Below are 20,435 nucleotides of genomic sequence, written 5' to 3'. Positions count from 1 at the left end.
CTTGCTGCAAAGTTTTGTAACATTAATTTCTGAGATTATAGCAACTTAACAATCATTTAGGATAGTGATTAAGAAATTAAAAATTTCCGATCAAAAATTGCCGCAGTTGCACGCAAAAAGCCAATAGTCTCAAGCCAAAATGACTATAAAACTATTGACTTTGGGCATAAAATCTGTATTATGCTTTTTTGGTTGCCAGCTTCACATTTGTAGCTAGACCGAGTAATTGTAATAACTGAATGGTCATCCAAGTCAGATCAATTTCCCACCATTCTAAACCATGACGGGCGGAGTATTGAAAAGCGTGGTGATTATTGTGCCAACCTTCGCCAAAGACGAGGATAGCAACCCACCAACAGTTAGTTGATTTGTCTCCAGACTCATAAGTACGGTAGCCGAACTTATGAGTAGCACTATTGACTAGCCAGGTACAGTGATAAACCCAGATAATGCGGACAAAAATTCCCCAGACCACCATTGGCCAGCCGCCTAAGAAGTATAAGACCAAACCCAAAGCAATTTGTAAGAAAATGAAATATTTCTGTAAAAACTGATAAACTGGGTCATCAATAATGTCTTTAGTGAAGCGAGGAACTTGATCGTGAGCGGGAGCGAAATGAATCATCCAACCCATATGACTCCACCAGAAACCTTGATTTGAATCATGGGGATCAGATTCAGTATCAGAATGTAAGTGGTGAATGCGGTGTGTTCCCACCCATTCAATAGGACCACCTTCACAAGACAGTGTTCCAAAAATCACCAAAAGATACTCTAACCACTTAGGTGTTTGAAAACTGCGGTGAGTGACAAGACGGTGATATCCCAAAGTAATACCTAAACCTCCAGTCACCCAGTAAAGCAATAAAGCAACACCAACTGCATTCCAGCTAAAATTGCTAGGAACTAGAGCAAACAGAGCGCCGACGTGTAATGCAACGAAAAATAGGGTATTAACCCAGTTAATGTGATGTTTAGAAGTAGCAATTGTCATGCAGTAACCTGAATAGAAATTGTTCAGCCTAGTCTGCGCGATCCTAAAATCCGCATATCTATTTTATTTTTTTCAATGAGGAAATGATGAACAGCTTTGAACAGCTGCGGGAAGCAGAACAGGCGCTATTAGAAATTTTTTCCGCTATTGACGCTCAGGTCAAGCATAATCTGAAAAGAGTATTAGATGCCTTTCGTGATCATCGAGTGGGAGCGCACCATTTTGCGGGCGTAAGTGGCTACGGACACGATGATTTAGGAAGAGAAACCTTAGATCAAGTTTTTGCCCAAGTAATGGGTGCTGAAGCTGCGGTGGTGCGAGTGCAGTTTGTTTCGGGAACTCATGCGATCGCTTGTGCGCTGTATGGTGTACTTCGTCCTGGGGATGAAATGTTAGCAGTGGTTGGTTCTCCCTACGATACATTGGAAGAGGTGATTGGCTTGAGGGGACAAGGCCAAGGCTCTCTTCTTGATTTTGGCATAAAATACCGCCAATTAGAACTAACTGATCAAGGAAAAATAGATTGGCAAAACTTAACCACTAGCATTACCGACAACACAAAGTTAGTATTGATTCAACGGTCTTGCGGATATTCATGGCGGCCAAGCCTTTCCATAGCCGACATCGAAAAAATTGTTCAGATAGTCAAACAGCAAAATCCCCACACCATTTGCTTTGTAGACAACTGCTACGGCGAATTTATAGAAACCCAAGAACCAACCCATATTGGTGCCGACCTCATAGCCGGGTCATTGATCAAAAATCCTGGAGGTACAGTCGTCAGTGCTGGTGGTTACATAGCTGGCCGGAGCGAACTAGTAGAAGCAGCAGCTTGTAGACTGACAGCCCCTGGAATTGGTAGCCAAGGGGGGGCGACCTTTGATCAAAACCGCCTCTTATTCCAAGGATTATTTTTAGCGCCGCAGATGGTAGGGGAAGCCATGAAAGGAACATACCTGACGGGTTATGTATTTGACAAACTGGGTTATCCAGTCAACCCCCCACCATTAGCACCCAGAGGAGACGTGATTCAAGCCATTAAACTTGGTTCAGCCAAAAAACTAATCGCCTTCTGTAAAGCCATACAGCAGCATTCACCCATCGGCTCTTATCTAGACCCCATACCCGACGATATGCCAGGCTACGAAAGCCAAGTAGTCATGGCTGGAGGGACATTTATCGAAGGGAGTACCTTAGAATTATCCGCAGATGGTCCATTGCGAGAACCTTATATTGTCTATTGCCAAGGTGGTACACATTGGACTCATGTATCTATCGCTTTACAAGCGGCTATTGAGGCGGTGATAAATATAGAATAATCCTCACGCCAAGGCGCAAAGACGCAAAGGAAGAAGGTGGATATGAATGAGAATGAGATTGCAAGGGAAGTTGTTAATGCTGCGTATAAGATTCATACAAGGTTGGGACCAGGTTTGTTGGAATCTGTTTATCAGTCTGTTTTGGAATATGAGTTAGGACAGCGAGGCCTGCAGGTAAAAGCGGAGCAACCCATACCTGTGGTTTATGAAGATGTTCATTTGGAGGTAGGTTTTCGGGCTGATTTAATAGTTGAAAACAAAGTCATTATCGAACTTAAATCTGTAGAAACCGTTCACCCAGTGCATAAAAAGCAACTACTAACTTACCTTCGTCTCGCTGATAAACGCCTTGGCTTACTCATCAACTTCGGATCATTCCTCATCAAAGATGGAATCTCCCGCATTGTCAACAACTTGTAAAATCAGGACAAAGACGCTTCTTACCTTTGCGTCTTTGCGCCTTTGCGTGAGACCCTATTCCGGTAACTTATACTGTCCCACTATCCGCTTCGCAAACTCCGGTACGTGCGCTGCTAATTTCTCCCCATGATTCCGCTTTACATACAGATAATTTCTCGCAAAGTGGGAATCTATGGAAAATCTCGCATATTCGAGTCCTTTGGGTCCGATTTTATCTATGACGACTCCCATTAGTTTCGCAGCCCACATGGGTAAGGTAACTGCTTGATCATAAGCTGGGATGCTTTGCTGTACTGCTGGTTTGCGGTTTCCTTGGGATATGACGGGTTGGGTATCCAATTGGTCTTTAACTAGTTCTAACATTTCTTTGCCTGTATCGTTTCTGACTACTATCCATTGCCATTTGTAAGGTGCGCCCATATACCCAACGACTATATCGGCCAGGGAGTTGACGTAATCAAAGCAACTCATACATGACGGGGCAAATATGTCTTTCAGCACGTTTGTTTTTAAGCCAAAGAAGGGTACTGTCTCTTCTGATCCGTCTTGGTGTTTGAAATGAACTCGGAAGTCTTGCATAAATTCGTAACTCACAACTGTTTGCGGGGAACGGCTGGTGGTTTCTAGGAATTTTTGCAGTCCAGCGCGGGTAACGTTATCTACGCAGGGTGTTCCCAGTACGTAGAGTTTTTCTAGGCCGAGTTTTTTCTCGACGGCGCGTAATGCTTGGATTTGACAACCTACTCCAATGACTAATAACCGTTTCATTCCCGATTTTTCTATCTGTTCTAATACAGACAGGTTGGGGGATAAAGTGGGTTTATTGACTTTGGCGGCTAGTATTTCTTCTGGAGTGCGGGCTATTATGGGCATGGGTTGAAAGCGGTCCTCTTTGCTGTTTTGGACACAAACTACGCCTTCAACTAAGCCACGATTGAGCATTTCTATGGCTATGCTGCTTACTATTCCTGTCCATTGTGCGCCTTCAATGGGTTGTTGTTTTCTGGCGGACATCATTTCTTGGTGTACACCAAAGTAGAGTTCGTTTTCGTCTTCTAAGTTGCGAGGACGGTTATGGGTGGTGGTTTCTAGTTCGTCTATTCTTTGGGTAATGAAGGCGCACGCTTCTTTGACGTAGTGGATGTAGTAGGTGTCGCATAGTCCGCATTCGCTACAGAGTTCTTTGGCGGGGCGCACGCTTCCGGGTTTGAGGGCTTTGGCTTTTTTGTGGGATTCTATGGATGTCATCTATTTTGTTTATTTTTACTAAATATGGCTTTTATTACCTTACCGTTACAGGATGTGAAGTTGGTGGTTTGAGGTGAATAAGAGTTTTTTCTCGCGCACAGACGCAGAGGCGCAAAGAAGAGCGCGGAAGGAGTTTTGATGGGTAGGTAAGACGTAGTTTTTATTAATAACCCTTCGGTTAATTTATTGAGGGTTTTTTACTTTGACAGCATTAGGACTTACGCAAGATTCATGGAATAACGAACCACTCCAGGCACAGAGGTCACGGAGAAATGAGGATTTGAGAGATATTTTGCGTAAGTCTTGAGCATTTATCATTTATTTATACCACACTCTTGATTTCTCTCTGCGACTCTGCGCCTCTGCGTGAGACAAAAAATGATTACTGATGATGATTGTAGTCTTGGTATGATTTTTGATGGTCAAAGATTAATTTTTGAAATAGTTTTACACCATCAAGAAATTTACAGGGGTTTCCGCTCTTATGAGGTACATCTTAAGCCCCCTCCTCGCACCCCCCTCAATCCCCCCGCTGCGGGGGGAAGAAAAGGATAAACTTTTGATATTGGAGGGGGTTGGGGGTGGGGTTCTTGTACCTCATAACATCGGGAAGTGCTGTATCGTTATTTTCCTAAATAGATATTTTTGGGATAAATATAAAAAGTACCGTAATTTCAGAAAAAGTCTTACAGCGCAAATCAACTTACAAACACATTTGATAACTTTATGCGTAATATTCCACTTAAAACTTTAACCATGGGAATAGGTATGATTTTACTTTCCCTATTCTCATCCTTTAGTGTCCAAGCACAAAAGGGAGGAAATAAAATTGAACTCAAAGTTTATAGTCAAAACGTGCAAAAACAAAGTTGTCCAGATAAAGTTATTGTCACGGAAATTCCCCAACCTTATCGAGAGGGAAGTTTTGCTACCGACGGTTCTGTGAATTTGAGTGGGTACGCAAATAATATTTCTATCAGCACAAGTAATAGCTTTAGTACGACATGGGTAGGAAGATTAAAACCGAAATATGCTCAATGCTTTGCTTCTGCTGGAAATAGTCATTATCGGCTGCATTTTGTGAAGGGTAAAGTTTATTTTATGCTTGATTTAGCGGGCGGTTTTGATCCTAATAATTATCCTTTAATGGTTATCAAGCAGGGAATGAAAATAGGTAATCCTGTGTGGACTTGGGGTGGAACTGATTAAAGAATAGTAAATCACTTTATAAGGTGTTTTCAGTTCTTCTGAATTGTTCTGAGTTGCCCTATAATGATTATTACGATTATTACCCATATATAGGACTTGTATTTTGTTTTTGAAGTATACTTAGGAGGTATTTCCCCCCCCTACACTACAAATTCCTGCATTTTATTGAGTACAGTTTCAGCATGACCTTTAGTTTTTACATTCGTCCAAATATAAGCGATGATTTTATCAGGTGAAATTAGAAAAGTTGAACGGTTGACTCCCATATATTCCTTACCCATAAACTTCTTTAAACGCCATGCACCATAGGCTTCTATTAATTTGTGTTCAGGATCAGTTAATAGGGTAATTGATAAATTATGTTGGTCAATAAATTTGCAATGAGACACCGCAGAATCTGGACTAACACCAATAATTTTTGCCCCCGCTGTGGTAAATTCTAAAGATAATTTTGTAAAGTCTTGTGCTTCGGTGGTACAGCCAGGTGAGTTATCTTTAGGGTAAAAGTAGAGAATTATCCATTCATTTATATCAGCCAGATTAATGAGATTATTGTTTTGGTCTGGAGTAGAAAAATCCGGTGCTGGTTGTCCAATTTGGGGAATATTGTTCATAATTAGTCTGAAAAAATTAGGGATAATTGAAAATTATTGAATAATAGCGAAATTATTCACTCCCATTTAAATCAATTTCTCGTCTGCGAGGGACATCATAAACCATAAAATCATGAGCCATTATTGTTTGAGGAAAAATAGCCCGCGCTTCTTTGAGCAGGTCTTTTAATTCAATGATATTCCCTGGAGCATACCGAGGACTAAAATGCGTTATAATTAGCTTATTAACTCCTGCACCATAAGCTGTCTGTGCAGCCATTGTAGTTGTAGAATGTAGTCTTTGAAAAGCCATTTCTGAGTCTTGATGAGCAAAAGTCGCTTCATGAATTAACACATCTGCATCCCTTGCTAATTCTACAGCACCATCACAATAGACCGTATCTGTACAATAGGCAATTTTTCGTCCAATTTCTATTGGTCCACATAGTTCAGTACCATTAATTACTCTTCCGTCTTCTAGTGTTACCGTTTCACCGCGTTTAAGTTTTCCATAAATTGGACCGGAAGGAATTTCCAAAGACCTGGCTTTGTCTATATCAAAGCGTCCTGTTCTGTCTTTTTCTGCTACTCGATAGCCAAAAGCAGGAATACGATGATGCAAAAGACCGCAAGTAACTGTAAATTCATTATCCTCATAAATTACCCCTGCTTGAACAGTATGCACTTTAATGGGATAAGAAAAGTGAGTATGGGAGTAACGGGAAGCAGCTTGTAAATACTCGTTTAAACCTGATGGACCATAGATATCAATTTTATCTACATTACCAGCTAAACCGCAACTAGCAAGTAATCCCATTAGTCCAAAAATATGATCACCATGCATATGGGTGACAAAAATTCGGGATAGTTGGCTAATTTTTAACTCACTTCGCAAAATTTGATGCTGAGTCCCCTCTCCGCAGTCAAATAACCACAATTCTGCCCGTTGTGGCAACCTCAGCGCCACACTGGAAACATTGCGTGATTTTGTCGGTACCCCAGAACTCGTTCCTAAGAATGTAATCTGCACGGCGTTTTTCAGCTTTCCTTTTGCTCAATACAGTGGTTGATTCTCTATCTTGGCACAGTATCGCCATAGTCAGCTATCTTGCCTCTTGCCTGTCTAAACAAATTATTCCAGTAATTAAAGCGCATTCCTATAGGTTAACTTATCAAATCTGATTTATCTTTGGAGATGAAAATCGCTTCTATGAGCGAAAAAATTATGAAAAGTTAAATCATCCATAAGTATAGCTAAAATCGTCAGTAAGGTGAATAACATAGATCAAATATTTTTCGATGTAGGTCTTAAATGGAATCACTAGAAAAACAAATTCTGACCTTGACCCTGAAAGTTAATGCCATCTATGAAATAATTGAAAAGCTTGATATGCGGCTATCCCAAGCCTTGTCAGCTTCGTCTTTGGAGAAATTACCAGCCATAGAACATTATCTAGACAAGAAACAGCCTCAAGGATATAAATCAAAGGAATTGGAGCATAAGGATATTTTAACAGATTCTATTGTCTATCCAGACATAAATTATCAAGCCAGAGATAGACAAATAACCCCAGAAATCCAAATTCAACGGTTAACAACCCAATTAACCGCAGCCTATCACCGCATTGCAGCCTTAGAAGAACAGTTACTTAGACAGAGGATTTCTTAGTTTCTCCCTTGCTGCTAAGTTGTTCCATTTCCGCTTCTATAGCCGCTAACAGTTGATTTTGCTGCCAATTTTGACCTAAGGAAGCAGCAATACAGGCCGCACCAGCACCAACACCTTCTTTGACAAAACCCTTTTCATAAGCTTGAAGTTGGGGATACCGAGAATTAGCAAAACTCAATTTTGTCCCTAATAAAGGAGGAATACTGTTTTTACTAAAACTCTGGGCTAAATCAACTGTTGCACCGGTAGGATCTTCCGCTACCCAGCGGGTTGTACCGATGACAATTTCTGCCGGTTTCCAGGATAAAGAGTATGTATGGGCGATCGCTTGAATTAAAGCATATACTGCCAACATCTGCGTACCTCCTCCCAATAATACCCCACAATTCCGACTAGCAGCGATCGCCATTCCCGCTACTACTACTTGCATCGGATCTCCTACCGCTGCCACTAGCTCTAAAGGATCAACTGAGGACGGTATTTTTGCTAGTCCAGTCTGCACTAACTCCCATTTTTGCTCATGATTACATACAGCATGACTACTATTAATCTTACCAACAGCATCAATACCCAACCCAGTTAGAATAGCTAAAGCTGTTGTTGTTCCACCGACAACGCACTCACTTAAAATTAAATACGTATTAGCAGCATCACAACTTAATTGAGAACCCCAGTGTAATCCTTCTTTTAACAAGTGTTTAACTTTATTTATATCCATAGCCTCACCCTGACTTAAACACCTGGCGGCCATACCACCTAAATCTATTAATGGTATGGGTGGAGTATGTAACAATCCCGCATTAAACAGGTAAACAGGGATGTGTAAATTAGCTACCACTGCCCGGGAAATCAGCACAGGAGACGCACCCGAAGTCAGGGGAGGGAGGGGATACTTAGGGTGATATTCAGTGCCATAATAAAGAAATTCCGCATCAGCACAAGCCGTATATTGTCGGTCTTCTGGAGTTAAACCAGCCGCAGAAATACCGGGAATTAAACCTGTTTCCGTGAATCCTAAAATACAGGCAAATATTGGTAATTTACCCCGATAGCGATGAAGCCATGCCTCCCCCTGGGGAACTTGTGTATATATATTAATCATAATCCATCAATACCTGTACCCAACGGGGTGGACGGGGAATGGAATTGCCAATAGCGTCCAAAAGTAACCAAGCGACAAGATGGACTATAAACAAGTAAATAAAATTATTGATAGTAATCAAAGCGATCGCCCCTAATTGAATTAATAATAAATTGGGAGTCATCAATAATCCCAAGTGTAAAAAAATCCATTCAATAATTTCTGTCACCTGATTAATCACATAAACCCACAGGTCTTCACCAGATAACAGGGACAAAAACCACAGTCGAAAGAACACCCCCAGAGTCCCCAGTAACGTCCCTAAAATGATCGAAACAATCCACGGTACACGACGATGCCAAGTAGCCCCTAATAGGACACCCATAAAGGCAAAAGGCATGATAAATAATAAACTGCGAACAGGTCCCATTAACACAGATAAGAGTAACCCAGATGTCACCGCAGCCATCCAAGCTGCGCGTTTACCCCAGCGCAAATATACTAAAGCAATAGGTATGGGAAAAAATACGCGCAATACTATACCCAGAGGAAAATAAGAATTAATAAACCAAATTAAACTCGCAGTACTGGCTAAAAAAGCGGTTTCTACCATTTTTAAGGGACTCTCAACCTTGAGAGATTGGTACTGTAATTGGCTATGGGTAGGAGACTCAAGTGATGTATCTTTCTCAGGTTCTTCTGGTACGGAATTAACAATACTCATGGGGTAATTAAATTAATTAAACTAGGGTTTCGCCAAAGCCTGTGGCAAATACAAATTGTATGTGCGGCTTTTTACCTATCCATATTTTAGGGGTAATTGATGAATTGCGCCTATGATAATATAGCGCAGTCTCATATAGAATTGGTATTAGTGATCTAAAGGAATCCTAAATGATTTAATGATTTCTGAACAAGATTAAGTAGTGTAGCCTGGGCATTACCCACCCTACGTATATTTCAACCAAATATAATCCCTATATGAAAATTTAGAATTTTGATTTTCCCAACTTCCTCAATTGTCAAACCTTACACATTAATGTCCACGCTCAGGTAATTTAACGTGACTTACCATACTGATGAAATTCACCAACTAATTGCAGATATTGATCACTTACTGTCCCAGTGCGGCAAGGGTCTGTCTAAGTTCTTCTCTAAGCAAGAACAACAGGAAAAACAGATTTTACAACGAGTCCGTAACTTTTTGGTTCAACTGGGAGAGGATGAAGTATTAGAGGACGAAGTTCCACCTGAAACAACTAGGCCATCTTCCACACAACCATTATCATCCCTCTTGACGCAATTTAACCAACAGAGTCATCTCCCACCCGTCTTCGAGTCTTCTTTAGTCCCAACAGAGGCAGGTAATATTGAAACAGTAGAAATCAAAGAAGAACTGAAGGTTTTGCTTCAGCCCTTACAAGCGGAATTATCAAGGCTCTTAGCAGAAAGAGCGAGTCTAATTCAGGAAATTAGACAATTAGAGCAACAGCGGCTGCAAAACTCTTCTTTAAGCCAGCAGTTCGCAAACCAAGAGGAGATGATTTCTCAATTCTTAGAGGTCCTCATGGGTCGTTTAGTCCCACATTTAAAGTCAAATTCTAGGACTATAATCAACCCTAATCAGGAGAATTTAGAAGCCATTACTTCTACCATTCAGCCTATTTTAGAATCAGCAGAACGGGTAGAACAGTTAGCAAATTTGGCACGTAATTTAGATGAACGCTTGCTTTCCTTAGATGGAACTGTCAATATTGTTTTTGAAGCTCTAGAGCGTAATATTAACACCTATTATCACTCCCTATCCCAAGCAGTAGCAAAAATGCACAGTCAGGGGATGCAAGGTGAGCAGTTAATGGCAAATTTCCTGAATAATTTAAGTGAGTATTTACAACAGCAATCTCTAATTAGTGAGCCGTTAATTTCTATTGTACATCCTGAAATAACTGAGTCCCCGGACCTGGAACAATTAACAAATTTGGAAGATGTGTCTAGAGAAATTTCTGCTGGAGAAATAGCACCAATTATTTTGGAAACTGAGTTATTAAAGGAGCAAACAAAATCGGCAAAGGATTTGCAGTTAATAATTACTGATCAAGTAGATGAACTCTATGCAAGTTTCTTTAATACGGAAATTTCTTCACCATTAAATTTATCATTTTTCCATGATCCTCTGCTCGAACAAGATGGAAATTTATCCAATGCTCCCGAAGTTATTAGCAATGATTTATTAATACCAGAAATCAGCAGTCCGATAGTTTCTAGCAGCACTGACCTCAGACCTTCAGTTACCTCACCCAAGTTAAAAGAAGATTTGCTTCTATTGCCAAATCTTCGGGATCAATTAGAATATGATGAGAGCTACAATTCCCAAACAATAATTTTTCATAGTCTTAAAGAGAGTAAAGCAACAATTGAGTTAGAACCAAATACTGCTGATACAATTACAGTTCTGACCGATTTGCTGGTTGATACTGGTAATGAAGAAATGCCAACGGAAGTATCAAACCTATGGGATAATCCAGAAATTAGTACAGCAGATATTTCTGTGGTGAAATTACCGCCAGTCACGGAATACGAAAATCAGGACTTGGGCTTGGATAACTATTTTATTGAGGCTTCAGAGCGAGATTTACTGTCTTTGTTGGATAATTTTGATCTACCATTAGATTATTTAGATTATTCTCAGGAATCTCTAACTGATTTAGATGCTGAACTTTCTCATCAGGTAGTAGATTTAAATTTAACAACTGAAACAGACATAAAAGATGAAAAAGAAGATTTTTTCCCATCTCCAATTACTAGTCAGCAATCTCCAATTACTGCTATTCAACCCCAAATTCCCAATGATGAAAATAATGATATTGTCTCAGGGGATAGTTTAGATCCGAGTTGGTATTTAGGAATTGACGTAGGAACAACAGGAATTTCTGCGGCTTTATTGAATCGTTCTCAATTATTAGTTCATCCGATTTATTGGTCAGCAGAAAATCCAACTAGTAATGCTGATTTCCAGCAATCATTCCGTTTACCTGCTGAAGTTTATTTACCTACAAATGCAACTACTCATCAGGAAGAAAACGGAGAATCAACATTTCCTCAATCATCAGTTCCCTATCATCTTTATTCAGCACAATTAAAGCCTTATTTACAAATAGCAGTTCCCTACCAGCAAGAACGCCAAAAATGGGAACCAATGTTACAACTAAATGAATTTTCCGCAGGTCCATTGATTTGGATCATTAGATCCCTCACCAAACTACTGTTAACTTTAAAGTCCAGTCAAACTAGCACCACACCCGCTTTAATTGCTAATGCTGTGGGTATGAATAGACAAACTTTCTCTGAAGTGATTAAGAATATCGCCGGTGTAATTTGTACTTGTCCTGCTAATTGGACTGAACAATATCGCTTTAATATCCGGGAAGCAATTCTTACCAGTCAACTTGTCTCCCATCCTCAACAAATCTTTTTTGTCGAGGAAGCGATCGCTACTCTACTGCCAGAATTAGATAGTGTCAATGGCCAATCTATCCAAATCAGCGAAAATCAGGGTTTACAACCCTTAAAAATTAGTGATTATCCCGTGATTGGTAACACTTTAGCCATCAACATTGGCGCAATATCTACAGAAATGGCACTGGTAGATATACCAGCAAATTTGGGAGAATTAACACACAAAGATTTCATGCTCCACAGTTTTGCCTATTCCGGGAAGGGCATTGAACAGGATATTATCTGTCAGTTACTACTACCACCAAAATCCCGCCAACCTCGCCAAACTGGACAAGATGATCATGAATCTGCTAATATTAATCCTTGGCATTGGCAACCTTCAATTCCCGGCTTAGACGAAATGCAATTTTCTAATTTGGGTTTAGAAGCATTGACATTACCTAAAGTGGCAGAACCAGATACACAAGCGCGGATTCGTCTCCAGCAGTGTCTAGAAAGTTCCGTCCTGGGACAAGCTTTATTGGATGCTGCTTTGGCTTTAAAGCTGATTTTACAGCATCAAGAAACCTTTACCCTAGAATTTGCTGACCAGAGTTGGGTATTACAACGCCGAGATTTGGAAAGTCAAGTTTTTGTCCCCTTTGTCCGTCGTCTGAACCGAGAACTGAATAAATTATTAGTAGCCCGTGGTATTCCCACTGAAGCTATTAATCAAGTGATTATTAGCGGTGGTGTGGCTTCTGTAGGTACTATTAACCGTTGGTTACGGCAAAAACTGCCTAATGCTAAGATTATTCAAGACTTATATCTTAGTGAAAATGGTACTCCCAATTGTAGTCGGGTGGCCTTAGGTTTAGCCATGTTACCTTTACATCCCCAAGTTCTAGATATACCTAAGCAACAATACACGGATTATTTCTTATTTTCTGAATTGCTCAAACTATTACCTGAACGTTCTTTATCTTTTGGTGAAGTCTTGCATTTATTTGAACGCCGTGGTATTAATACCCGTATCTGTCAACAACGATTATTGGCCTTTCTAGAAGGTGAACTACCCCCAGGTTTAATTCCCGCTACTACAGACCACCTTTGGCTGACTCATAACTCCCAACAAAATCCTGACTACAACGCTATAGCTTCTGTGTCCTCCGGTATATCACCCCTATTTGAAAAACAAGGTAATCTTTCCTATCGTCCCAATTCTTCACAAGTTCAGTTATTAGTACGTTATTTAGATAACATAAAATCCAGTACCGTGCAATCTCTGGAAGAACCTTATAATTATCTTTTGTACAGTCAGGTGTAAAAGATAGGCCGTCATGGGTAATAGGTCATGAGTCTTGTAAAACATCTCCCTCCTATTCCCCCTAAAACATCATGATCACGAAAGAAAATATATAATAGGCTTTTAAAGCTTTTATGTGATAATATCATCACCACCAAAAAGTTTGATAAAATTACATTTCGATAATAGTTGATACTAAATAGCTACCATGGGTTTTTTATCAGAAATTAAAATGGCTTGCTATGTAACCAAAGCTACTTGTTGGTGCATAAATATGACAATTTGTGCATTTGCTGGTATTAATTAAATTAGCGACATCAGGAATGATCATGAAATTATTAGTTCGTTGGGGCATAACATTAGGTATTGCAGGAGGTGTGATATTTGCAGGAATATCAGGAATAAATAACTCCACTGCATTAGCGTTACCACAGGAGCAAATAGTAAAAACTTTACGAGAAGTACCAGTATTTACCCTTGCTAATCCTAAGGGGGAATTTGTAGTTATTTCCACCAAAAATCAATCCAAAACTATTTCCCAAATAGGCTTTTTTATTAGTAAACAAGATGCTCAAAAATTCCTGGAAGGTAAGCTGAAAAAAGACAATCCTCAGTTAGCCAATACCATTCAAGTAAAACCTATTTCTCTAGGAGATTACTATAAATTGGTAGTAGAAAGTAAAAAGAAAAAAGATCCTACGGTAATTTTTACCTTAGTACCCACAAAACAACAAGTGGACTCAGCTAAAAGTATTTTAACTTCCAGTGGAAAACCAGGACAGCAATTTAATGGTGTTCCTTTGTTTGTACCAAAATTGAAGCAGGGAAATAGCTATTTAACAATTCCCATTTCCCAAAGTAATGAACGTTATATTCCGTTCTATTTCGACAAAGAACAAGCAGTGGCGCTTTTAGAGGACTTCAAAAAAGCTAAACCACAGGAAGCAGCTAATACGGAAATTCAAGTGGTAGATTTGGATGGAGTCATTAACACACTCAATAGCAGCAATGATCCCGCTATTGGTAAGATCTTTTTGTTTCCTTCACGGGAGTCCATGGAATTTATTCGTTCTCTACCTTCAAACCAACAAAAGAAAAAATAATCCCCAACCCCGAAGTCTTATCAGCAGTCTTGATAAATTGGAGTATAAAAAACAGAGATTTTTTAATGGTTGACTAATTTACCCTATTGTGTAACAGAAATCATAAGATATGGTTTCTCAAACTGAATAGCCAAAGAAAACCTCTGATATCCAACTTTGCGTCTTTGCTCCTTAGCGTCTTGGCGCGAAACATAACTCATACTACCATTATGTTAGAGCCAAATCAAATAGTTTCTGGTTTAGAACTTTGGCGGTGGCGCAATGCGTCTATTCAAGCCGCTACAGCATCGGATATACCTCCAATGGAAGTAGACTGGCTATTACAAACAATCACGAATTTAGACAGATTAGCGTTGCGGTTAGAAACTTTCAAGAATTGGGAACAAATCCCCATACAATTGTCTTTAACAGAATTAGAACAATTGTGGCAAAAGCGATTAAATGATCGTTTACCAGTGCAGTATATAGCAGGTATGACATCTTGGCGCAAGTTTCAACTCATGGTTAACCAAGGAGTCTTAATTCCCAGACCAGAAACAGAAATGTTAATTGATCTAGCGATCGCTGCTGCTGATGATAACATGAAAGCAGGACACTGGGCGGATTTGGGAACTGGTAGCGGAGCGATCGCTTTTTCCATAGCTGAGGTATTGACAAATGCCACAATTCATGCTGTAGATATTAGTGCTGCTGCGTTAACAGTAGCCCAAACCAATGCTAAAAATTTGGGTTTTTGGGAGCAGATTCAATTTTATCACGGTTCTTGGTGGCAACCCCTGGAATTTCTCAAAGGTCAATTTAGTGGCATGATATCAAACCCGCCATATATTCCCAGTGATACGGTCCTAACTTTACAACCGGAAGTAGTTAAACACGAGCCACATTTAGCCTTAGACGGTGGTGCAGATGGTTTAGACCATATTCGTCATTTAATCACAGTTTCCCCTGATTATTTGCGTCCTGGTGGCGTTTGGTTGGTGGAAATGATGGCGGGACAGGCAGAAACCGTGGCAGAATTGTTAGAAAATCATGGTAGTTATAGCAATATTTCCATTCATGCTGATTTAGCCGGAATTGAGCGTTTTGCTGTAGCTCGTAGAAATGTCTAAATCAAGTTTTACAGGAGTTAAAGGGTTTTAGGATGTTATTCGACGATTAAAATTGCTGGTATGTATATTGAGAGTGAGAACAGCTTAACGGCTAACTTCAACTGGTTCTGACTCGATTATATTAGTTTCTTCTGCTATTTTATAGGTAACAATCGCTTTAACTTGATCCCTACCTATATAACCACTTTTATTAGTCAACTGCAAAACCACCTCAGAATTTTCTAAGGGTTTTAACTGAATTTCCTGGGGTGAATGCTGAAAAATTTGTAACTCTTCATTTGATAAATTACGAATTTCCACCTTAGTAACCCTGACAGTGACAGAAGTTAATTGGGGATTTTCTAAACGTAAAAAGACCGAAGCAAAGCCAATATTACGTTGAGGGTCAATAGGAACACCCAAAGGTGGTAAATTTTCTTCCCTAGCGATAAGAATTACTTTTTTTACTAAAGACTTATTACTATTCATTGTTGGTGCGGGTAAGGAATCAGACTGATAATTAGCATAAGTAGAGAGGACACCACAAGCAGTTATTGTCTCCACTAAACCCAATAAAATCACAAACCTGAGCAAAAATTGAATTTTCATTGCTTGCAAAAAAGCTGTGTTAAAAATCAGTCTTACTGAATTAGACTAGAAAAAGGAAAAATTAAAATCTTAAACTTTGCGACTTTGCGACTTTGCGACTTTGCGCGAAACACAATTCATACTTTCACTTACAAATATAAATATGACAGAAGTTTCCCTAGAAATCCTGATCAAAGCTGCTAAAGCTGGAAAATTAATTAGTTTCCCCACAGATACAGTCCCCGCGTTAGCGACCATACCGCAACAAGCAGAATTAATTTATACTGCTAAAAAGCGCAGTTTGGATAAACCATTGATTTTAATGGCGGCCATTGCTGAAGATTTGTGGGATTATGTTCAAGGTAGTCAGATAGAATACCAAATTTGGCAAAAAGTTGTCAATAAATATTGGCCAGGTGCGTTAACTTTAGTTTTACCAGCTAGTGACAAAATTCCCCAAGTGATGAATACTACTGATTTAACTACCATTGGTATTAGAGTCCCAAATAATAAAGTTGCTCAAACTATTTTGGCGCAAACAGGTCCAATGGCTACAACTAGTGCTAATTTATCAGGTCAACCTGCTTTGGAGAAAAAAGCAGAAATACAATCTCAATTTCCAGAGGTTCTGACTTTAGAATCAGTAGAATATCAAGGTTTAGGAATCCCTTCCACCGTTGCTAAATGGACAGGGAAAGATTGGCAGATTTTAAGACAAGGTAGTATTAAATTAGAACATGATGAATTTTAGTAATTGGCTATATTTGGGAATAGGAATAGGTATAGGTTTATGTTTTTATAAATTACTTTTAGAATCTCGTGAATCTTCGCCCATTAATACCTTAAATGCTTCACAACATCGAGAAAATGAACTTTTACAAAAATTGAAACAAACCCAATTAGCATACTATAAAGCCCAGGAAATGAGTCAGTTTAAAGCGGGGTTTTTGTCCAGAATTAGTCATGAATTGCGATCGCCATTGAGTAGTATAATGGGATTACATCAGTTAATTTTAGCAGATTTGTGTGAAAATCCCGAAGAAGAGCGGGAATTTATTGGCCAAGCTCATGAAAAATCTCTCAAATTACTAAAACTACTTGATGAAATTCTGAATATTTCCAAAATAGAATCTGGGAGAAATAAATTAGATATTCACAGTTTTCAATTAGCTGAATTTTTAGAGGAAGTTTATAAATCAACTTATTTATTAGCAGCCAATTGTAATTATCCTTTTACTTTATCACCACCAGATCCAAAAATTTACATTTTCGCAGATTCCCGCTGGCTTAAACAGATATTAATCAATTTAATAGAGAGTACAATTGAGCAAATAGAAACAGGTAATATTTATCTTTCTAGTCATTTATCGTCCACGGCTAATTTTGTAAATATTTGCTTAGATATACCAAATGATGCTGTAATTACCAGTGAATCTATGGATTTAATGAAAGGGGAAAATCCGACATTTGAGACAAATATAGTTCTGTCACCAGCAATGAAACTTTTATGTAATCAAACCCTAGTAGATTTAATGGGAGGAAAGTTAGAAATTTTACCTTTATTCACCCAAGACAAAGCCAGATCACAGTTAACTAGGCTGCAAATATCCATACCTTTAGCGAATTAACTTAGGTTTTTATACACAAATAAGGGTTGAAAATATTTATCTTGTCTTAGTCCGTGTCGGCGGACTTGGTTTGTGTAGTAGCGAATTATATTCGCCACTTGTTTTTTTCATTCCGCGCCGACGGACTCTGGTTTTATAGTAGCGAATTATATTCGCCCCTAGTCTTAAAAATCTAAACTCGGCCAGTCTGGTTGACGATAATAGTGAGTCATGTCGTCAAATTTTCGCAATTCCACCTTATTAAGCAGGAAATCTGGGATATTTAATGACAATGACTGATTAAAATCAGAAAGTGTATCACTAAGTTTTACTCGGTCTAATTCCGGTGAAATTTCACCAAAATACCCCAAGGTGATATGGGCTGTAAAATGATAATGTTGCTCAATACCCAAACCCATTAATCTGCGATTTTGATAAATTATCCGCCGGAATTGGATAATTTTCTCATAAGAACGTTTATCCTTGGGTACTAAACACACACCTATAGCTCTAGGCATAACAACTAATCCTAACATTTGCCAAGAGATGGAATGAGATCCCTTTGTCATCAACTCTTGATATTGTTGAAACCTTTCAGCTAACTGAGAATTTAACTCTTGAGCGAATTGCGGATTTTTTTTACAAGCATGATCAAAAGCACTGTCCCAAATTAAATCTGCTACTGTCAGATGAAAACTAGCAGCAGGAACCGGTACAATCAAATCACCACTAATGGGTAGCTCTAGTAGTTGCTGTTGATAGGCTTGTATTTGGCTGTAGAAAGCAGCGTTATTGCTATCTTCCTCTGCGGGTGGGGTAATTAGAGTATAACCCGGAAAAGGAGCAGCTTCCCTGACCCCACCATGAACCCTAAATTTAGAAGATTCTTGAATGTGCTGAATTTGGGTTTTGTAGGCCTCTGGTAGCGTCATGCGTGCTACCCGGTTTAAATAGGTTTGGTAGTTGTCGTCCAATCTTGATCACCTTGCGCTCTTTTGATAGATTGTAGGGAAAATTACTCGATTTGACTAAATTGATTTTAAATTTTGAATTGCTATGCCAATTTATGTTTATTGGGGTGAAGATGATTTTGCTATGGAAAAAGCCATAGTAATTTTGCGCGAGCGCGTTCTTGACCCCCTATGGGCAAGTTTTAATTATACCTCATTTCCCCCAGATCAAGCAGATTCTATTGTCCAAGCTTTAAATCAAGTAATGACACCTCCATTTGGTGCTGGTGGTCGTTTCGTCTGGCTCATTAATACAACTATCAGCCAAAACTGCCCGGATCATATCTTAGCAGAATTACAACGGACTGTTAAAGTTATCCCCCCGGATTCTACTTTACTATTGACCAGTCGCAACAAGCCAGATGAACGGCTTAAAAGTACAAAACTTCTCAAACAATTTGCCACATTTTGTGAATTTCCCCTCATTCCTCCCTGGAAAACAGAATTATTAGTTCAATCAGTTCAACAGGCCGCTCAAACTCTGGGACTAAAATTAAATCCCCTAGTCGTCGAACTATTAGCAGAATCAGTAGGTAATGATACCCGTCTTCTCTACAATGAACTAGAAAAATTACGTCTTTATACCCAAAGTAGTCGCAAACCTTTAGATGTGAATATAGTATCTGAGTTAGTCAGAAATACTACTCAAAATACCTTACAATTAGCAACAGCTATTAGAACTGGAGATACGCCAAAAGCTTTAGGAATATTGAATGATCTCAGTAATTCAGCCGAACCTGGACTACGAATAGTTGCCACACTCATTGGTCAATTTCGCACCTGGTTATTAGTGAAAATGATGATGGAAACTGGTGAGCGCAACCCGCAAGCGATCGCTCAATTTGCGGAAATTACTAACCCTAAACGAATCTATTTTATACAGCAAGAAGTGAAATCTCTGCCATTAAAGCAACTCATCTTGGCCTTACCTATGCTGTTAGAATTGGAAGTAAGCCTTAAGCAAGGTGCATCCGAAACTTCAACACTACAAACTAAAATTATTGAGTTATGCCAAATATGTTACAGTAATTGATATTTATGCCAATAATACCACTGACTCCTTCCAGAAGTCGAGGATCTGAAACTCTCGACATTCAAAAATTAAATAGAAGTCCTATATATTCTATTTTGACTGGAACTTTGATGGGAGAAAATAATTCAAACCCATTATCATATTCTTCATTTTCTTTCTGTGTCACCTAGTCATCTATCATTGTATCATGATCGAAATTCACCGTCTTCATTCAACCAATCGCTTACACCAAATTCTCTTTCAACCTTTGATTTTGACAACTATTACCACTGCGAGTCTGATTTCTGGTACTTTTGTCTTCAGTTATCAAGTAGTCGCTCAAACCCTAAACGTCAATAATGTAGAAGTAGATAGGTATGCAAAAGCTGTATTAGCAGTGGAGCCGATGCGTCAACAAGCCTTTGAGAAAATTAAAAAACTTATTATTAGCAAAGAAGTTCCCCAAGTTATCTGTAATGATCCTAAAACTGTCAACGCACTACCCGATAAAGCAAAAGACATTGCTGTAAATTACTGTAACCAGTCTCAAAAAATAGTTGAGGATAGTGGTCTCAGTGTTGAAAGATTCAATCAAATCACTTTAGAAAAAGAAAAAAACAATGTCTTAAAGCGACAAATTTACAAAGCCTTATTAAATTTGCAAAAAACTTCCCACTCCAAATAATTCCTCCGCATACAGCAGTAAAACCCTTTAGGTGCGGCTTTGTGATTCAAACTTGTAGCTTATTGACT

Annotated in this window: 20 protein-coding genes; 12 read left to right on the top strand and 8 right to left on the bottom strand. The window is 39.1% G+C overall.

The features are described 5' to 3' along the window. Positions 1–178: 178 nt before the first annotated feature. Positions 179–994: an acyl-CoA desaturase gene (locus H6G25_RS15650; RefSeq protein WP_190393281.1), complete on the bottom strand. Its 816-nt coding sequence runs from the start codon at positions 992–994 to the stop codon at positions 179–181. Between the two features lie 86 nt (positions 995–1,080). Between H6G25_RS15650 and H6G25_RS15645 the strand changes: the two genes are divergently transcribed. After that, positions 1,081–2,313 carry a methionine gamma-lyase family protein gene (locus H6G25_RS15645; RefSeq protein WP_190393316.1) on the top strand — a complete coding sequence of 411 codons (1,233 nt, stop codon included), beginning with the start codon at positions 1,081–1,083 and terminating at the stop codon, positions 2,311–2,313. A 42-nt stretch (positions 2,314–2,355) separates the two neighbouring features. Beyond that, entirely contained in the window at positions 2,356–2,733 is a 378-nt protein-coding gene (locus tag H6G25_RS15640; protein WP_190393280.1) for a GxxExxY protein, read from the top strand. A gap of 54 nt (positions 2,734–2,787) precedes the next feature. Here H6G25_RS15640 and H6G25_RS15635 read toward each other — a convergent pair whose 3' ends face one another. After that, a complete protein-coding gene (locus tag H6G25_RS15635; protein ID WP_190393279.1) occupies positions 2,788–3,981 on the bottom strand; it encodes a Coenzyme F420 hydrogenase/dehydrogenase, beta subunit C-terminal domain in 1,194 nt (397 codons plus the stop codon). Positions 3,982–4,359: 378 nt separating this feature from the next. Between H6G25_RS15635 and H6G25_RS15630 the strand changes: the two genes are divergently transcribed. After that, on the top strand, positions 4,360–4,536 hold the full coding sequence (locus tag H6G25_RS15630; RefSeq protein ID WP_190393278.1) for a hypothetical protein: 177 nt from the start codon (positions 4,360–4,362) through the stop codon (positions 4,534–4,536). A gap of 171 nt (positions 4,537–4,707) precedes the next feature. Beyond that, entirely contained in the window at positions 4,708–5,190 is a 483-nt protein-coding gene (locus H6G25_RS15625) for a hypothetical protein (RefSeq protein ID WP_190393277.1), read from the top strand. Between the two features lie 140 nt (positions 5,191–5,330). On the opposite strand, the gene H6G25_RS15620 is transcribed toward H6G25_RS15625, so the two are convergent. Further along, positions 5,331–5,804, bottom strand: a complete 474-nt coding sequence (locus H6G25_RS15620; RefSeq protein WP_190393276.1) for a peroxiredoxin — start codon at positions 5,802–5,804, stop codon at positions 5,331–5,333. A gap of 52 nt (positions 5,805–5,856) precedes the next feature. Next, positions 5,857–6,813, bottom strand: a complete 957-nt coding sequence (locus H6G25_RS15615; RefSeq protein WP_190393275.1) for a ribonuclease Z — start codon at positions 6,811–6,813, stop codon at positions 5,857–5,859. A 282-nt stretch (positions 6,814–7,095) separates the two neighbouring features. Between H6G25_RS15615 and H6G25_RS15610 the strand changes: the two genes are divergently transcribed. Beyond that, a complete protein-coding gene (locus tag H6G25_RS15610; RefSeq protein WP_190393274.1) occupies positions 7,096–7,452 on the top strand; it encodes a hypothetical protein in 357 nt (118 codons plus the stop codon). Here the strand turns inward: H6G25_RS15610 and cobT are convergent. Next, complete coding sequence (cobT, locus tag H6G25_RS15605; RefSeq protein ID WP_190393273.1) at positions 7,433–8,554, bottom strand: nicotinate mononucleotide-dependent phosphoribosyltransferase CobT; 1,122 nt, start codon at positions 8,552–8,554, stop codon at positions 7,433–7,435. The two genes, H6G25_RS15610 and cobT, sit on opposite strands and share 20 nt — an antisense overlap. Continuing rightward, entirely contained in the window at positions 8,547–9,257 is a 711-nt protein-coding gene (locus H6G25_RS15600) for a DUF2232 domain-containing protein (protein WP_190393272.1), read from the bottom strand. Before H6G25_RS15600 ends, cobT begins: the two co-directional genes overlap by 8 nt. A gap of 339 nt (positions 9,258–9,596) precedes the next feature. Between H6G25_RS15600 and H6G25_RS15595 the strand changes: the two genes are divergently transcribed. The 3 genes from H6G25_RS15595 to prmC all read left to right on the top strand — a co-directional run bounded on the left by H6G25_RS15595 (position 9,597) and on the right by prmC (position 15,486). Next, complete coding sequence (locus H6G25_RS15595; RefSeq protein WP_190393271.1) at positions 9,597–13,295, top strand: hypothetical protein; 3,699 nt, start codon at positions 9,597–9,599, stop codon at positions 13,293–13,295. 308 nt (positions 13,296–13,603) lie between these two features. Continuing rightward, positions 13,604–14,377, top strand: a complete 774-nt coding sequence (locus H6G25_RS15590; RefSeq protein WP_190393270.1) for a Tic22 family protein — start codon at positions 13,604–13,606, stop codon at positions 14,375–14,377. 209 nt (positions 14,378–14,586) lie between these two features. After that, entirely contained in the window at positions 14,587–15,486 is a 900-nt protein-coding gene (gene prmC / locus H6G25_RS15585) for a peptide chain release factor N(5)-glutamine methyltransferase (RefSeq protein ID WP_190393269.1), read from the top strand. Between the two features lie 84 nt (positions 15,487–15,570). Here prmC and H6G25_RS15580 read toward each other — a convergent pair whose 3' ends face one another. Continuing rightward, entirely contained in the window at positions 15,571–16,074 is a 504-nt protein-coding gene (locus H6G25_RS15580) for a hypothetical protein (RefSeq protein WP_190393268.1), read from the bottom strand. Positions 16,075–16,216: 142 nt separating this feature from the next. On the opposite strand from H6G25_RS15580, the gene H6G25_RS15575 reads away from it, so the two are divergent. Both H6G25_RS15575 and H6G25_RS15570 read left to right on the top strand, forming a co-directional pair. Next, positions 16,217–16,804 (top strand): L-threonylcarbamoyladenylate synthase, encoded by a 588-nt coding sequence (locus tag H6G25_RS15575; RefSeq protein ID WP_190393267.1) that lies wholly within the window; start codon positions 16,217–16,219, stop codon positions 16,802–16,804. Continuing rightward, positions 16,791–17,681 carry a HAMP domain-containing sensor histidine kinase gene (locus tag H6G25_RS15570; RefSeq protein WP_347239201.1) on the top strand — a complete coding sequence of 297 codons (891 nt, stop codon included), beginning with the start codon at positions 16,791–16,793 and terminating at the stop codon, positions 17,679–17,681. Before H6G25_RS15575 ends, H6G25_RS15570 begins: the two co-directional genes overlap by 14 nt. A gap of 164 nt (positions 17,682–17,845) precedes the next feature. On the opposite strand, the gene H6G25_RS15565 is transcribed toward H6G25_RS15570, so the two are convergent. Further along, positions 17,846–18,634 (bottom strand): DUF1868 domain-containing protein, encoded by a 789-nt coding sequence (locus tag H6G25_RS15565; RefSeq protein ID WP_190393266.1) that lies wholly within the window; start codon positions 18,632–18,634, stop codon positions 17,846–17,848. Between the two features lie 82 nt (positions 18,635–18,716). On the opposite strand from H6G25_RS15565, the gene holA reads away from it, so the two are divergent. After that, entirely contained in the window at positions 18,717–19,703 is a 987-nt protein-coding gene (gene holA / locus H6G25_RS15560; RefSeq protein ID WP_190393265.1) for a DNA polymerase III subunit delta, read from the top strand. Between the two features lie 187 nt (positions 19,704–19,890). After that, positions 19,891–20,367, top strand: a complete 477-nt coding sequence (locus tag H6G25_RS15555) for a DUF4168 domain-containing protein (RefSeq protein WP_190393264.1) — start codon at positions 19,891–19,893, stop codon at positions 20,365–20,367. The last annotated feature ends 68 nt before the right edge of the window (positions 20,368–20,435 follow it).

This window comes from Dolichospermum sp. FACHB-1091 (assembly GCF_014697585.1).
GTDB lineage: Bacteria > Cyanobacteriota > Cyanobacteriia > Cyanobacteriales > Nostocaceae > Dolichospermum.
The sequence above is the reverse complement of the archived record's forward strand: the minus strand, read 5'-3'. Positions and strand labels throughout refer to the sequence as shown.

Bases quoted from the DNA above. Each gene is read 5' to 3' on its own strand.
- H6G25_RS15610 (WP_190393274.1), top strand. From the start codon at position 7,096: ATGGAATCACTAGAAAAACAAATTCTGACCTTGACCCTGAAAGTTAAT.
- H6G25_RS15575 (WP_190393267.1), top strand. From the start codon at position 16,217: ATGACAGAAGTTTCCCTAGAAATCCTGATCAAAGCTGCTAAAGCTGGA.
- H6G25_RS15630 (WP_190393278.1), top strand. From the start codon at position 4,360: ATGATTACTGATGATGATTGTAGTCTTGGTATGATTTTTGATGGTCAA.
- H6G25_RS15620 (WP_190393276.1), bottom strand. From the start codon at position 5,804: ATGAACAATATTCCCCAAATTGGACAACCAGCACCGGATTTTTCTACT.
- holA (WP_190393265.1), top strand. From the start codon at position 18,717: ATGCCAATTTATGTTTATTGGGGTGAAGATGATTTTGCTATGGAAAAA.
- H6G25_RS15640 (WP_190393280.1), top strand. From the start codon at position 2,356: ATGAATGAGAATGAGATTGCAAGGGAAGTTGTTAATGCTGCGTATAAG.
- H6G25_RS15600 (WP_190393272.1), bottom strand. From the start codon at position 9,257: ATGAGTATTGTTAATTCCGTACCAGAAGAACCTGAGAAAGATACATCA.
- H6G25_RS15650 (WP_190393281.1), bottom strand. From the start codon at position 994: ATGACAATTGCTACTTCTAAACATCACATTAACTGGGTTAATACCCTA.
- prmC (WP_190393269.1), top strand. From the start codon at position 14,587: ATGTTAGAGCCAAATCAAATAGTTTCTGGTTTAGAACTTTGGCGGTGG.
- H6G25_RS15555 (WP_190393264.1), top strand. From the start codon at position 19,891: ATGATCGAAATTCACCGTCTTCATTCAACCAATCGCTTACACCAAATT.
- H6G25_RS15570 (WP_347239201.1), top strand. From the start codon at position 16,791: ATGATGAATTTTAGTAATTGGCTATATTTGGGAATAGGAATAGGTATA.
- H6G25_RS15635 (WP_190393279.1), bottom strand. From the start codon at position 3,981: ATGACATCCATAGAATCCCACAAAAAAGCCAAAGCCCTCAAACCCGGA.
- H6G25_RS15645 (WP_190393316.1), top strand. From the start codon at position 1,081: ATGAACAGCTTTGAACAGCTGCGGGAAGCAGAACAGGCGCTATTAGAA.
- H6G25_RS15625 (WP_190393277.1), top strand. From the start codon at position 4,708: ATGCGTAATATTCCACTTAAAACTTTAACCATGGGAATAGGTATGATT.
- H6G25_RS15580 (WP_190393268.1), bottom strand. From the start codon at position 16,074: ATGAAAATTCAATTTTTGCTCAGGTTTGTGATTTTATTGGGTTTAGTG.
- H6G25_RS15590 (WP_190393270.1), top strand. From the start codon at position 13,604: ATGAAATTATTAGTTCGTTGGGGCATAACATTAGGTATTGCAGGAGGT.
- cobT (WP_190393273.1), bottom strand. From the start codon at position 8,554: ATGATTAATATATATACACAAGTTCCCCAGGGGGAGGCATGGCTTCAT.